This window comes from Loktanella sp. IMCC34160 (assembly GCF_004145845.1).
Lineage (GTDB): Bacteria > Pseudomonadota > Alphaproteobacteria > Rhodobacterales > Rhodobacteraceae > SELP01.
The window spans coordinates 522,938-535,879 of record NZ_SELP01000001.1 but is presented as its reverse complement, the minus strand read 5'-3'; the positions used below and the strand labels follow the sequence as shown (position 1 = coordinate 535,879).

Annotated in this window: 12 protein-coding genes; 4 read left to right on the top strand and 8 right to left on the bottom strand. The window is 65.2% G+C overall.

What is annotated here, in order from left to right; all coding sequences use genetic code 11:
* The first annotated feature begins 23 nt into the window (after window positions 1-23).
* From EU803_RS02620 to EU803_RS02610, 3 genes are read left to right on the top strand one after another with little or no spacing between them, the layout of a single operon-like run.
* Window positions 24-452: a VOC family protein gene (locus EU803_RS02620; protein WP_129679468.1), complete on the top strand. Its 429-nt coding sequence runs from the start codon at window positions 24-26 to the stop codon at window positions 450-452.
* A gap of 20 nt (window positions 453-472) precedes the next feature.
* Window positions 473-1,165, top strand: a complete 693-nt coding sequence (locus EU803_RS02615; protein ID WP_242494255.1) for a DUF1194 domain-containing protein — start codon at window positions 473-475, stop codon at window positions 1,163-1,165.
* Entirely contained in the window at window positions 1,162-1,881 is a 720-nt protein-coding gene (locus EU803_RS02610) for a DUF1194 domain-containing protein (RefSeq protein ID WP_129679464.1), read from the top strand. The genes EU803_RS02615 and EU803_RS02610 overlap by 4 nt, the downstream gene beginning before the upstream one ends.
* Window positions 1,882-1,944: 63 nt before the next feature.
* On the opposite strand, the gene EU803_RS02605 is transcribed toward EU803_RS02610, so the two are convergent.
* The 6 genes from EU803_RS02605 to EU803_RS02580 all read right to left on the bottom strand — a co-directional run bounded on the left by EU803_RS02605 (window position 1,945) and on the right by EU803_RS02580 (window position 10,325).
* Window positions 1,945-2,397, bottom strand: a complete 453-nt coding sequence (locus EU803_RS02605) for a winged helix DNA-binding protein (RefSeq protein ID WP_242494276.1) — start codon at window positions 2,395-2,397, stop codon at window positions 1,945-1,947.
* Between the two features lie 233 nt (window positions 2,398-2,630).
* Window positions 2,631-3,875: a saccharopine dehydrogenase family protein gene (locus EU803_RS02600; protein WP_129679460.1), complete on the bottom strand. Its 1,245-nt coding sequence runs from the start codon at window positions 3,873-3,875 to the stop codon at window positions 2,631-2,633.
* A gap of 33 nt (window positions 3,876-3,908) precedes the next feature.
* Complete coding sequence (locus EU803_RS02595; protein ID WP_129679458.1) at window positions 3,909-4,427, bottom strand: class I SAM-dependent methyltransferase; 519 nt, start codon at window positions 4,425-4,427, stop codon at window positions 3,909-3,911.
* Between the two features lie 27 nt (window positions 4,428-4,454).
* Window positions 4,455-5,549: a carboxynorspermidine decarboxylase gene (locus tag EU803_RS02590; RefSeq protein ID WP_129679456.1), complete on the bottom strand. Its 1,095-nt coding sequence runs from the start codon at window positions 5,547-5,549 to the stop codon at window positions 4,455-4,457.
* Window positions 5,550-5,637: 88 nt separating this feature from the next.
* Window positions 5,638-7,563 carry a monovalent cation:proton antiporter-2 (CPA2) family protein gene (locus EU803_RS02585; protein ID WP_129679454.1) on the bottom strand — a complete coding sequence of 642 codons (1,926 nt, stop codon included), beginning with the start codon at window positions 7,561-7,563 and terminating at the stop codon, window positions 5,638-5,640.
* 80 nt (window positions 7,564-7,643) lie between these two features.
* Window positions 7,644-10,325 carry a hypothetical protein gene (locus EU803_RS02580; RefSeq protein WP_129679452.1) on the bottom strand — a complete coding sequence of 894 codons (2,682 nt, stop codon included), beginning with the start codon at window positions 10,323-10,325 and terminating at the stop codon, window positions 7,644-7,646.
* Window positions 10,326-10,500: 175 nt separating this feature from the next.
* On the opposite strand from EU803_RS02580, the gene EU803_RS02575 reads away from it, so the two are divergent.
* Window positions 10,501-11,241: an SIMPL domain-containing protein gene (locus EU803_RS02575; RefSeq protein ID WP_165352757.1), complete on the top strand. Its 741-nt coding sequence runs from the start codon at window positions 10,501-10,503 to the stop codon at window positions 11,239-11,241.
* A 49-nt stretch (window positions 11,242-11,290) separates the two neighbouring features.
* Here the strand turns inward: EU803_RS02575 and EU803_RS02570 are convergent, their stop codons facing one another.
* Together EU803_RS02570 and EU803_RS02565 are read right to left on the bottom strand one after the other, a co-directional pair.
* Entirely contained in the window at window positions 11,291-11,518 is a 228-nt protein-coding gene (locus EU803_RS02570; RefSeq protein WP_129679449.1) for a hypothetical protein, read from the bottom strand.
* 97 nt (window positions 11,519-11,615) lie between these two features.
* A complete protein-coding gene (locus tag EU803_RS02565; RefSeq protein ID WP_129679446.1) occupies window positions 11,616-12,911 on the bottom strand; it encodes an O-acetylhomoserine aminocarboxypropyltransferase/cysteine synthase family protein in 1,296 nt (431 codons plus the stop codon).
* Between the last annotated feature and the right edge of the window lie 31 nt (window positions 12,912-12,942).

Genomic DNA, 12,942 nt, shown 5'->3' with positions numbered 1-12,942 from the left:
CCGATTCAGGGAAAGGAATACCGATGGCACTGCGCTACCTTCACACGATGGTCCGGGTCAAAGACCTTGAGGCCTCGATGGCATTCTACGAACTTCTCGGGCTGAAACAGACCCGGCGCTATGACAACGAAGGCGGGCGGTTCAGCCTGATTTTCATGGCGCCTCCGGGTCAAGAGGACTGCCCGGTCGAACTGACCTACAATTGGGACGGGGACGAGGGGCTGCCCTCGGACAGCCGCCATTTCGGCCACCTCGCCTATGAGGTCGACAACATCTACGCGATTTGCCAGCTCCTGATGGACAACGGGGTCACGATCAACCGCCCCCCGCGCGACGGGCACATGGCCTTTGTCCGGTCGCCCGACAATATCTCGATCGAGCTTTTGCAGAAGGGCGACAGCCTGCCCCCGGCCGAGCCCTGGGCCTCGATGGAAAACACGGGCCACTGGTGATCCGAGGGGCCGCCATAGCCTTGGCGGCCCTCTGCGCCGCGGCGACGGGTCCGGCATCGGCCTGTCGCCTTGCGCTGGTTCTGGCGCTGGACGTGTCGTCCAGCGTCGATGCCGATGAAGACCGGCTGCAACGGCTGGGCCTGTCCGCCGCACTTCTGGACCCGGAGGTGCAAGAGGCCTTTCTGGCGGGCCGCGATCCGGTGGCGATTGCCATCTATGAATGGTCGGGCCGCTATAACCAGATCACGATCCAGCCCTGGCGGCTGATCCGGTCCGAGGCGGATCTGCTGATCGTGTCGAACCGGATCGCGTCCAGCCGCCGCGCCCACGACGATTTTCCAACCGCCGTCGGCTATGCGCTGGGACATGCGGCCAGCGTGCTGCGTGACGGGCCCGACTGTCTGTTCCAGACCATCGACCTGTCCGGCGACGGTATCAACAACGAAGGCTTCGGCCCGACCGAGGCCTATGCCCATTTTCCGCTGGACGGGGTGACGGTGAACGGGCTGGTGATCGACGCGGGCGATTACGAAGACCCGGACCGGCTGATCGGGTTTTACATGGACGAGGTCCGGCAGGGACCGGGATCTTTCGTCGAGGTCGCCGATGGGTTCGAGGATTTTGAACGCGCCATGCGCCGCAAGCTTCTGCGCGAGTTGCAGTCGCAGATGATCGGCGCCCGCCCCACTGGGGCCGGGGACGGGGCGGGATGAAGGCTGCCACCCTCGCCCTTGCGCTGTTTGCGGCCACCCCGGCTGACGCCGCCTGTCGTCAGGCGCTGGCGCTTGGGCTGGATGTGTCGGGGTCGGTCGACGCCCGCGAATACCGGTTGCAACTGGATGGGCTGGCCGCCGCCCTGACCGCGCCCGAGGTGGTCGAGGCGCTTCTGGGCGATGGTGGTGCACCGGTGCGGATCACCGTCTACGAATGGTCAGGGCCGAATTACCAGCGGGTCATCCTGCCTTGGTCGGACCTGTCCGACCCCGTCGCGATTGCCAGTGCCGCGACGGTGTTGCGCGGCCACCCCCGGCCGGCGGGCCAGCCCGTCACCACCGCCCTTGGCGCGGCGGTCGAGACGGGGATCGGGCTGTTGCGCGGGCAAGGGGACTGCTGGCGACAGACCCTCGACATATCGGGCGACGGCAAATCCAATACAGGTATCCGCCCGCAGGACATCCCCGATGCGGCCCTGCCGCCCGGCATGGTGGTCAACGCGCTGGTGATCGGGGCGGATGTGGACATCTACGCAGGCGACCCGCGGACCGAAGAGATTCAGGAACTTTCGGCCTATTTCCAAAGCTACGTGATCCGGGGCCCGGGCGCCTTTATCGAAACCGCGCTGGGGTTCGACGACTACGAGGCCGCGATGCGCCGCAAGCTGATCCGCGAATTGCAGACGCTGGCCATCGGCATGGCCCCCCTGCCCTGACAGCAAGAGGCGCGAGAGAGTTGCCCCCTCCTCGCGCCCTTGCTCGCTCTGGTCTTGCCTGCCTTAATAGATATAGCGGATCTGATCGGCCCAATAGCGTTCCACCCGGCGCAGCGCCGCTGTGATATGTTCGATCCCGTCCATGTCGAGGATCGCGCGGGATTGAAGCCCGTCCGAATGGGCCGAAAACAGGTCGGCCACCACGCGGCGCACATGCCGGCCCTTTTCGGTCAGTCGGACCCGCACCGACCGGCGGTCGATCTCGCAGCGCTGATGGTGCATGTATCCCATGTCCACCAGCTTCTTGAGGTTGTAGCTGACGTTCGAGCCCTGATAGTAGCCGCGCGTTTTCAACTCCCCGGCTGTGACTTCGTTGTCGCCGATGTTGAACAGAAGAAGCGCCTGCACCGGGTTCACTTCCAGAACCCCCAGCCGTTCGAATTCATCCTTGATCACGTCCAGCAGCAGCCGATGCAGCCGTTCGACCAGGGTCAGGGTTTCAAGGTAACTGCCCATGAAGGCGGCGTTATGACTGCGGTCTCCGGCGGCACTGGCAGCGTCGCGCAGGTCGGAATATAGGCTCATCAACTCGTCTCCGTCATGTCGTGGCGAAGACAGGTTTGGGCCAAAAGCCCCAACAATCGGTTAAGTGAGATCAAGTTTTCGCAAAAGCGGCGCGCGCTGCGGGTCCGGGCCGCGCAAAGGCGGAACAAGCCCCGGCAGCGAACCCGCGCCGCCGGGGCAAATCATCAGGCGTTCCAGGGCTTGTCTTCGCCGCCCAGACCGCCGATCTGCATCCGGGTCGGCAGGCCGATCTGGTCCAGGATGGTGAAGAACGGCTTGGGGTCCAGTTCCTCGACGTTCTTCATGGTGCCCGCGTCCCATTCTCCCGTCGCCACCAGCATCGCCGCCGCCACCGGCGGCACGCCAGCGGTGTAGGAAATGCCCTGGCTGCCCACTTCTTCATAGGCTTCCTTGTGGTCGGCGACGTTGTAGACGAAGACCTCGAACGGTTCGCCGTCCTTCACGCCCTTCACCAGATCGCCGATGCAGGTCTTGCCGGTGTAATTCGGCGCGAGGCTGGACGGGTCGGGCAGCACGGCCTTGACCACCTTCAACGGCACGACCTCCAGCCCTTCGGCGGTGGTGACGGGCTGTTCCGACAACAGGCCAAGGTTCTTCAGCACGGTGAAGACGTTGATGTAATGGTCTCCGAACCCCATCCAGAACCGGACATCGGCCTGCGGATAATTGGTGGCCAGCGAATGCACCTCGTCATGACCCGACTGATAGGCGCGCTGGGTGCCGACGACGGGCAGGTCCCAGTCATGGCCCGAGGCGAACATGGTCGTCTCTTTCCACTGCTGGTCTTCCCAGTAGTAGACCACCCCGGTGAATTCGCGAAAGTTGATCTCGGGGTCGAAGTTGGTGGCAAAATACTTGCCGTGCGAGCCCGCGTTGATGTCCACGATGTCGATCGATTTGACCTCGTCCATCATGTCGATGGCAAAGCGGGCAAAGGCGTTGACCACGCCCGGATCGAACCCCGCGCCCAGAATGGCGGTCACGCCTTTTTCGGCGCACAGGTCGCGCTTCTTCCATTCGTAGTTGGCATACCACGGCGGGGTCTCGCAGATCTTGGCCGGGTCTTCGTGAATTGCGGTGTCGATATAGGCGGCGCCGGTCTCGATGCAGGCGTCCAGCACCGTCATGTTCACAAAGGCCGATCCGACGTTGATCACGATCTGGCTGCCGGTGTCCCGGATCAGCGCGGCGACAGAGGCGCTGTCCATCGCGTCAACCCGATGGGCCTGAAGAACGCCCTCCTGCTTCATCGCGCCCTTTTCACGGACCGACTCAAGGATCGCTTCGCATTTCGCAAGCGTCCGGCTGGCGATGTGAATATCGCCAAGCACATCGTTGTTCTGCGCGCACTTATGCGCCACGACCTGAGCGACGCCACCTGCGCCGATGATGAGAACATTCTTTTTCAACGGGCCAAACCCCCTTTGGTTAGAGTTTCAATCCTAGTCTGCGTCACGTTGCAGGAAGAGCCAACCGGCCTTTTCGTATTCCGTCCGCCAGCCAGCGCCGTGGCCCGCGATCACCTGCCTGATCCCCGGCATATTCGGCGCTTCGTCAGAAATCAGCACCCAGCCACCCGGTTCAACATGATCCAGCAGCCGCGCCAGTACCGACAGCCGCGGCCCTTCGGCCAGCATATGCAATGTCCGGTCCAGAAGTAGCACATCGAACATCGCTTCGGGCTGGAAATCCACGATATCGGCGACAACGCCCCGTGCCGGAATGCCCTCGGCCTGCGCTGCCGCGTTCAGGGCCGCGATGCCGTGCGGCGCGATATCGACGCCAAGCACCGGGTGCCCCATCCGCGCGATGAACAGGGCGTCACGCCCCTGCCCACAGCCCAGGTCAAGGACGGTCAGCCCCCGTCCGGCAACCCGCTTGAAGAAGTCCACAAAGGGCTTCGACGGCGGGCCCAGCGCATCGGGCGTATCGCGATACAGACGATCATAGTCAAAAGACATGTGGCCTTCTCCCGATCGATACGAGGCTTAGGACAATGCCGCCGCGAAATCCTCGTATCCGAAATCGCGCACCAGACGCACGGTGCCGTCTAGCTCGCGCACCGCGATGGCGGGCATCTTGACGCCGTTGAACCAGTTCTTCTTGACCATGGTATAGCCGGCGGCGTCCTGAATGCTGATCCGGTCGCCGGGGCGGATCGGGTCGGCAAAGCGGAACTCGCCGAAGATATCCCCGGCAAGGCAGGACTTGCCGCAAATCATCCACTCTTCCGGGCCTTCGTTCGGGCTAATCTTGGCGCTTTCGCGGTAGATCAGCAGATCCAGCATATGCGCCTCGATGCTGCTGTCCACGATGGCAAGGTTCTTGCCGTTGAACAGCGTATCCAGAACCGTCACCTCTAGCGTGGTCGACTTGGTGATCGCCGCCTCGCCGGGTTCAAGATAGACCTGCACGCCATTGGTATCCGAAAACCGTTTCAGCCGGTCGGCCAGCCGGTCCAGCGGATAGCCTTCGCCGGTGAAATGGATGCCGCCGCCAAGGCTGATCCATTTCATGTCGCGGATCAGGTGGCCGAAGCGCTGTTCGATCAGCGACAGCATGTTGTCGAACCGGTCGAAATCGGCGTTTTCACAGTTGTTGTGGAACATGAAGCCCGACACCCGGTCGATCACCTTGGCGATCGCTTCGGGGTCATGTTCGCCCAGCCGCGAAAACGGCCGCGCCGGGTCGGCAAGGTCAAAACCGCTGGTCGACACGCCGGGGTTCACCCGCAGCCCGCGCACATGGTTGGCCGATTGCGTGTCGAACCGGTCCAACTGGCCGATGGTGTTGAAAATGATCTTGTCGGAATGGCCGATCACCTCGTCGATCTCGTGATCGGCATAGGCGACGGAATAGGCATGGGTTTCGCCCGGGAATTTCTCGCGCCCCAGCCGGACCTCGTACAGCGACGACGATGTGGTCCCGTCCATGTAATCCGACATGAAGTCGAACACATCCCAGGTGGCAAAGCATTTCAGCGCCAAAAGCGCCTTGGCGCCCGAGTTTTCCCGCAGCCACGCAATCTTTTCCATGTTCGGAAGAAGCCGCGCCTTGTCGATCAGGTAATAGGGCGTCTGCATCGTCTAAATCCCCCCAAAGATCAGAGCAGGACCAAAGTGGCGGCCCGGATAGGGCCGTTATCCGCGCCACGCAAGGAAAATCCGCCGCTTAGCCCTGTTTTTCGCCGGACGAGACAAGGCCCCGTCGTCCGCCCCGCTGCGGGGCTTTCTCGTTGCGCTGCTGGCGGCTGGCCAGCGCGGTCTCCAACTCGTTGTTCAACTCGCGGGCGCGGCTGATGTAGTCCGGGTTCTGTTCCACCGGCACGCCGGGTTTCCACAGCGGCGCCAGTTCGATCATGTTCTCGCGGTCGTGGTGATAGAACATGTCCTCGGCCTGCGCCGCCTCGTAGTCCGACAGCCCAAGGTTTTCCAGAACATAACGCCCCGCCCGAAGCGAGCTGTCGAACAGCTCGCGCACGATGTCATTGGCCCCGGCCTGATAGAGTTCGAACACATGCACACGGTCGCGGGCACGGGCGACGATATGCAGGTCGGGCCGTTCCTTGCGGGCGTAGGACACCAGCCGGACCGCTGCCGCCTTGTCGTCCAGCGCCACCACCAGCACCCGCGCCTCGGCGATCCCGGCGGCCTTCAGCAGGTCAGGGCGGGTCGGGTCGCCAAAGAACCCGCGAAACCCAAATTTCCGCATCATCTGGACTGTCTCAAGGTCGGCATCCAGAACCACGGTCTTGAAGCCAGCGCTTTGCACCAGCCGGTTCACGATCTGGCCGAACCGGCCGATCCCCGCGATGATCACCGGCCCGTCCTCGTTGATCTCGTCCGGTTCCGCCTCCACCTCGGTCTTCATGCGGCGGGCCCGGTATTCATAAAGGATGAACAACAGCGGGGTGATCAGCATCGACAGCGCGATCACCAGAAGCAGCTTCTGCCCCATGCCCGGCGTCAGCACCCCGGCCGCCAGCGCGAAGGAAATCAGGACAAAGCCGAACTCCCCCGCCTGACTGAGGCTGAGGGTGAACAGCCAGCGGTCATGCGGCTTGAGCCGCCAGAGGCGGGCAAGGAAATACAGGATGACACCCTTGATCCCGATCAGCAGGATCGTCAGCCCGATGATATCGCCCCAGTCCTTGAAGAAGGCCCCGAAATCGAACCCCGCCCCCACGGTGATAAAGAACAGCCCAAGCAGCAGACCCTTGAACGGTTCAAGGTCGCTTTCCAGCTCGTGCCGGAATTCAGAGTTGGCAAGGACAACCCCGGCAAGGAAGGTGCCCAGCGCCGGGGACAGGCCCACGACCTCCATCACCACGGCGATGGAAACGACCATCAGAAGGGCCAGCGCCGTATACATCTCGCGCAGGCGGGCGTGGTGGATATAACGGAACACCGGCCGGGTCAGGAACACACCTGCAAGGATGATCAGCGCGACGGCGGCCAGCGTCGCCAGTGTCACCGCCCAACCGGGCATCCCTTCCAGCAGGGAAAACACCCCATGCCCGTCCCCATGATGATCCGGGTCCGAGGCCCGCGACATCGACCCGTCGGGGTTCAGCAGCACCGGAGAACGCACCGCCAGCAAGGGCAGGATCGCCAGCATCGGGATTACCGCGATATCCTGGCTTAGAAGGACGGAAAACACGTTGCGGCCGCCCTGCGTCTGCACCAGCCCCTTTTCGGTCAGGGTTTGCAGCACGATGGCGGTCGATGACAGGGCAAGGATCATGCCCACGGCCAGCGCGGTCTGGGTGGTTTCCCCGGCCAACATGGCCACCCACATGATGACCCCGCCGGTGATGAAAATCTGCAAGCCGCCAAGGCCCAGCAGGCGCGTGCGCATGGCCCAAAGCGTGCGCGGCTCCAGCTCCAGCCCGATCAGGAACAGCATCATGACCACGCCGAATTCGGCAAAGTGCTGCAAATCCTGCGTCTCGCTCCCGACCAGCCCGGTCACCGGGCCGATGATGATCCCCGCCACAAGGTAGCCAAGCACGGACCCAAGCCCAAGGCGCGCGGCAAGCGGCACCGCGATGACCGCGGCGCCCAGATAGATCGTTGCCTGATACAGAAAGCTTTCCATGGTCCCAGTCTTTCATTCCCCGGCGCGAAACACCACCCGGCAGCTAGCGCCCCGGAATGACAGTTTCGCGACGGACAGCCTCAGCCGCGCGGCATTTCCAATGTAATCGTCCGTCCCCGTTTGACATAGGACAGTGCGTTTTCCCCAATCGCGCTGACCTGACCACCGTCCAGACGGTCGCCGACGCGGACCACCTCGATCCGGCCGTTGGACAGGCGCACGATGGCGGTCCGGTTGGACGATGACCCCGACACCCCGATCAGGTTGATGTCGCGCAGGCGCAGTACGTTGTCCTCGGTCGCCGCGCGGGCAACGCCGCCGGGAACCGGCCCATTCGGCGCCACGAAGGCCGAGGCAGAGGGCGCCGGGGCAGCGGCCGCCGCCGGGGCGGGCTGCGGGTTGGACCGGGCGGCCGAGACGATCCGGTCGAAATTGCGCGGCCGTGCGTCGGGCCGGACAGACACCGCCACCGCCAGATCCGTCGCCTCTGCCGCAGGATCGATGGCCCCGGCAAGGGCAGCGGCAATCGCGTCCGCATCGGCGGGTGGTGGCGGCGGGGCAAGGTCTTCGGGCCGGGCGCGGGGCCGGAACCCCGCCAATTCGGCCCGGGTGAACCCGCCCAGCGTGTCCCGTTCCGCCGAGTCCGAGAAATCGCCGGGGCGCGGGCGCGGGCGCAGCCCGGCCAGCGACACCCCACCGGGGGTGACCTGCGGGCCTTCGGGCAGCGCGACCTCCTCGGTCGTGGGGTCTTCGGTGGCATCGTCACCGGGCGTCGGGGCGATGTCCGGCCGCGCGGGCGGGACAACGGCCGGGCGGCCGGCATAAACGATCAGACCGTCAGGCAGGCGGGTGCCGACGGTGGTGGCCAGAATGAAACCGCGCGCGTCGCGTTCAAAGACGGCATCGGCGGGCGGCGGGTTCACCGGAAAGGGGATCACGGGATCGGGGGCGGACAGGGCAATCGCTGGCAGGGCGATGGCGTCGGCAGAGGGGCTGTGCGGATCGACGGCGGCAAGGAACACATCGTCGGTGCCTTCGACGCGGGGCATCAGCGGCAGGCGCGGCGCGCGCTGCCAGACCCCGGTCGCTTCGTACCGGCGCTGCACCTCGGCCGGGGACAGGATGCCGGGATTGACCGGCGAAGGCTCCACCGCCATCGCAGTCTCCGGCTCTGCGGCAAGCTCCGGATCAAGGGCGGCAAGGTCTTCCTCTGGCGCGACCCCGGTAGGCGGAAGCAGGTCTTCCGCATCAGCCACATCGGCCAATGCTTCCTCTTCCGGCGCGGGCAGGTTCGGGAAGTCCTCAGCCGGGGTCGGGATCGCCACGGGCACGGCGACCAGATCGCCCTCCGCACCCGTGGCAGCGACCTCGACAGCGGCATCCCCGAACCCGAACCAACGGGCGATGGTTTCGGTTCCCACGGTGGCCAGCGCAGCCACCGCCAGAAGGAACAGGATCAGGATCGCCGTCAGGATCAGGCCCAGATACTTGGGTTTGCCGCCGACGACATGGCCGGCTTTGCCCCGCTTGCGGGCCCCGAAAACGGTCAGGCGTTCGGCCTCTTCTTCCGGTTCCTCGGGCACAGCGGGGGCCGGACGTTTGCCCGCCTTGCGGCGGCTTCGGAACAGGCCCGGCTTGCCCGCGGGCTCCGGATCGGCGGGGGCTTCCGCCGCCTCTTCGACCGGGTCCATCGTTGCCGCCAAGGCAGCGGGCGACACCGGCGGTGCCACACCTTCGGCAACCGGGGCGACGGTCGGGGCGGTGTCGGACACCGGCGCATCGGTCCGGACCGGGCGGGCGGGCGCGGCGGGCGGCGCGTCTTTCGCGCCAATGCTCAGGCGCGGGCCAGTTGCCTCGCGCCCCGGCACCGCAAGGGGCGGCGCGCCATCCCCTGCCCCGTCCACCTTTGGCGCGGCGGGGTCCGGCCGGGCACGGCTGGCGAACATCGGCTCGCCCGCATCGGTCTTCGGCGCGGGCGTCGCCTTGGCCGGGGACGGCGGCATGGTGCGGTCGGCGACCAGCGGCTTGGCCCGGCTGGCAAAAACGACCTCCTCGGCCGGTGGCTCTGCCTCCGGCGCGTCCTCCTCGACCGGCGCGTCTTCCTGCTCTGGCACGTCTTCCGCCATCGGAGCGTCATCCGGTTCCGGGGCGGCCTCCGGGGCGGGAATCGGCTCGGGTTCAGGGCCGAGTTCCGCCACGGCCAACGGTTCAGGCTCCGGCAGGGTCTCGACCCCGATCACCGCCACCGGCTCGGGATCGCGTTCAACGGTGTCCCCCGCCCGCAGCACGCTGGCCGCCGCCTTGGTCTGGCCAAAGAACACCTCGCCGTTGAACGTGAAGGGCTCTGGCACCCCGGCGAAACAGACCGGATGGAACGGCAGATCGGCCAGAAAGGCTTCGGCCTCGTCCAGGGTCTCACGGGCCACGGCGGCGATATAGGTCCGGCCACCGCCTTTGGTGTAATCATAGACCAGATCGGACACCGCATAGGGCGTCGCCCCATCCAGCGCGGCCCGCACGTCGGCGTCCTCGGCGCGGGTGGTATCCAGCGCCATATAGCGGATCTGGTCGTTCGGGATCAGCAGCTTGGTCCGCACCCCGCCCGGCTCTAGCCGCGCGGCCACTTCGGCCAACCGGCCAAGTTCGCCCTGCAGGTCAGGGTGATCCAGCGCCACCTCGCCAACAAGGGTCCAGCCGCCGGTCGCACGCCGCAACAGGCGGATACCGTCAGCCGAAAGGGAAAGGGAAAAATTTGGCGTCATGAGGGGGCTTTAGCATTGTTCATTCAGGCACGGAATGTATCCCCGCGCGCGACCCGAGGCTAGAGCAACTTCCCGCCCAGTCCAAGGAAATCCCCCGCCCGGACCCAAGGACCGGGTTGCCAGATGCGTCATAGGGGTGAACCATTCGAACAACCGGGCAGAAAAGGAGTTTCCCATGCGCCGTTTGATGATTGTCACCCTTGCCACGCTTTCCCTTCTTGTCGGCCCCGCCGCTTGGGCCGATGACGGCGGTCCGCTGCGTTCAATCGACATTTCCGGGCAGGGAGAGGTTTCTGTCCCGCCCGACATGGCCACCGTGACCCTTGGCGTCCGGGTCGAGGCCGAGACGGAGGCAGCCACCATGGACGAGGCATCGGCGCGGACAGCGGCAGTGCTGGAAGGGCTGGCGGCCAAGGGCGTGGCCGCGGCCGATGTGCAGTCCGGCTCGATCCGGCTGACCCCCCGCTATGGGCAGAACCTGTTGGGCGGGACCGACTATTCCAACATCGTGGGCTTTACCGCGACCAATACGATCACCGCCAAGATCCGTGACATCAACGCCGTGGGCGAGGTTCTGTCCGCCACCGTCGGGGACGGGGCCAACATGGTGCAGGGCATCCGCTTCGGGCTTCAGGACGAAGACAGCGTCAGGGACGAGGCCCGCCGCCGTGCCGTGGCCGAGGCGATGCGGCTTGCCGCGCTGTACGCCGATGCGGCGGGGATGGAGCTGGGGACGGTGGTTCGGATCACCGACGGGTCGATCAGCGATGGCGGCGGCTATGGCGCGATGGCCGCGCCTGTCATGGAAATGGCCTCGTCCCGGTCCGCCCCGCAGATGGCAGTCCCCGTCGCCCCGGGTGAAATCACCATCTACTCCAGCATCTCGATGGTCTTTGAGCTGTCCGAGGCGAACTGAGTCCAGCAAGGCCCGCCCCTGATCGGGCGGGCCTTCAGCACCCGGGGGGCTATTTCTCGATATGAATGATCTCGCCGGTCTTGCCGTTTACAAGGATGCGGATCACCTTGCCGCCGGGGCTGACGATCTTGATCGACACATTGCCCGACGATCCGCCGCTTTTCGTGGTGACGGTGGTGCCGCCTTCGGTGGTCGTCGTGGTCTTGGTTCCGCCATCGGGGGCCGGGCCGCCGTCGGACGGGGTGGAGGGGTCAGAGCCTACATCAATCGGGCACATCTGTCGTTCCTTTCAAAATGAAAAACCGCACCCCGGAATACTGGGGTGCGGCATCATTCTGAACGGGCCGGACCGGTCACGACCAGTCCGGGATTCCCTACTTCGACGTGGCCTTGGTCAGCGCCTGATCCAGATCGGCGATGATGTCATCGGGGTCTTCGGTCCCGATCGACAGGCGCACCACCTCGGGGGCGGCGCCTGCGGCGCGCTGTTGTTCTTCGGTCAACTGCCGGTGCGTGGTCGAGGCCGAATGGATGATCAGCGACCGGGTGTCGCCAAGGTTGGCGACATGGCTGAACAGCTCAAGACTATCGACCAGCTTGACGCAGGCGTCATAGCCACCCTTCACCGCGAAGGTGAACAGCGCGCCCGCGCCCTTGGGGCAGATCTTGGCCACGCGGTCATTGTAAGGCGAAGATTTCAGGCCGGCGTAGGTCACGTAATCGACGCGCGGATCGGCCTCCAGCCAGGCGGCGACCTTCTCGGCGTTTTCCACATGCTTCTGCATCCGCAGCGACAGGGTTTCGATCCCCATCAGCGTGTAATGCGCCGCCTGCGGGTTCATGGTCATGCCAAGGTCGCGCAGACCCACGGCGATGCCGTGGAAGGTATAGGCCATCGGGCCCAGCGCCTCGAAGAAGTTCAGCCCGTGGTAGGCCGGTTCCGGCGCGGCCAGCGACGGGAACTTGCCCGATTTGCCCCAGTCGAATTTGCCCGAGTCGACGACGCAGCCGCCGGTGACGGTGCCATTGCCGGTCAGGTATTTCGTGGTCGAATGGACGACGATGGTCGCGCCATGTTCGATCGGGCGGCACAGGTAGGGGGTAGCCGACGTGTTGTCGACGATCAGCGGCACACCCGCCGCATCGGCCACGGCCGAGATCGCGTCCAGATCGGTGATATAGCCGCCGGGGTTGGCGATGGATTCACAGAACACCGCGCGGGTGTTGTCGTCGATCGCCGCCTTCACCGCATCCAGATCGTCGAAATCGACGAAGGTGCAGGACCAGCCGAAGCGCTGGATCGTGCGGCTGAACTGGGTGATGGTGCCGCCATACAGGCGGTTCGAGGCGACGATGTTCAGGCCCGGCCCCATCAGCGGGAACAGCGCCATGATCTGCGCCGCATGGCCCGAGGAACAGCAGAAGCCCCCGACCCCGCCTTCCAGCGTCACGATCCGTTCGGCCAGCGCCGCGACAGTCGGGTTGGTCAGGCGGGAGTAGATGTAGCCGACCTCTTGCAGGTTGAACAAACGGGCCGCGTGATCGGCATCTTTGAAGACATAGGCGGTGGTCTGGTAAATCGGCACCTGCCGCGCGCCGGTGGCCGGATCGGGGCTGGCGCCCGCGTGGATTTGCAGCGTGTCGAAACCGTAGGTGGGTCCGTCGGACATGGGGGCTCCCTTTCATGTTGGTCGCGGCGGA

Bases quoted from the DNA above. Each gene is read 5' to 3' on its own strand.
- EU803_RS02620 (WP_129679468.1), top strand. From the start codon at position 24: ATGGCACTGCGCTACCTTCACACGATGGTCCGGGTCAAAGACCTTGAG.
- EU803_RS02610 (WP_129679464.1), top strand. From the start codon at position 1,162: ATGAAGGCTGCCACCCTCGCCCTTGCGCTGTTTGCGGCCACCCCGGCT.
- EU803_RS02605 (WP_242494276.1), bottom strand. From the start codon at position 2,397: ATGGGCAGTTACCTTGAAACCCTGACCCTGGTCGAACGGCTGCATCGG.
- EU803_RS02595 (WP_129679458.1), bottom strand. From the start codon at position 4,427: ATGTCTTTTGACTATGATCGTCTGTATCGCGATACGCCCGATGCGCTG.
- EU803_RS02590 (WP_129679456.1), bottom strand. From the start codon at position 5,549: ATGCAGACGCCCTATTACCTGATCGACAAGGCGCGGCTTCTTCCGAAC.
- EU803_RS02585 (WP_129679454.1), bottom strand. From the start codon at position 7,563: ATGGAAAGCTTTCTGTATCAGGCAACGATCTATCTGGGCGCCGCGGTC.
- EU803_RS02580 (WP_129679452.1), bottom strand. From the start codon at position 10,325: ATGACGCCAAATTTTTCCCTTTCCCTTTCGGCTGACGGTATCCGCCTG.
- EU803_RS02575 (WP_165352757.1), top strand. From the start codon at position 10,501: ATGCGCCGTTTGATGATTGTCACCCTTGCCACGCTTTCCCTTCTTGTC.
- EU803_RS02570 (WP_129679449.1), bottom strand. From the start codon at position 11,518: ATGTGCCCGATTGATGTAGGCTCTGACCCCTCCACCCCGTCCGACGGC.
- EU803_RS02565 (WP_129679446.1), bottom strand. From the start codon at position 12,911: ATGTCCGACGGACCCACCTACGGTTTCGACACGCTGCAAATCCACGCG.